Genomic DNA, 325 nt, shown 5'->3' on the forward strand with positions numbered 1-325 from the left:
GCTGGAAGGGGAGCGTCCGGGGGATGCCGGACTGGAAGACCTGGCGCGTTATGTCCGCGACTGGTTCGATCTGGACCGCGATCTTAGGCCGTTCTATAAGCTGGCGGCGGGCGATCCTTTGCTCGGTCCGCTCACGGAACGCTTTCGCGGCCTGCGGATAGTCGGCATCCCCGACTTGTTCGAGGCTCTGTGCTGGGCGATCCTTGGACAGCAGGTCAACCTCGCCTTCGCATACAAGCTGAAGGCGAGGCTTGCCGAAGGCTACGGCGAGTCCATCCTGCGGTCGGGCCGCCGTTACCATCTGTTCCCGGCGCCGGAGCGGCTT

Annotated in this window: 1 protein-coding gene; it reads left to right on the plus strand. The window is 64.6% G+C overall.

Going from position 1 to position 325, the window contains the following annotated elements:
* On the plus strand, positions 1 to 325 hold a 325-nt coding region (locus tag L692_RS0100115; RefSeq protein WP_025696071.1), incomplete at both ends, for a DNA-3-methyladenine glycosylase family protein.

Origin of the sequence: Paenibacillus forsythiae T98, assembly GCF_000520735.1 — a bacterium.
GTDB lineage: Bacteria > Bacillota > Bacilli > Paenibacillales > Paenibacillaceae > Paenibacillus_AQ > Paenibacillus_AQ forsythiae.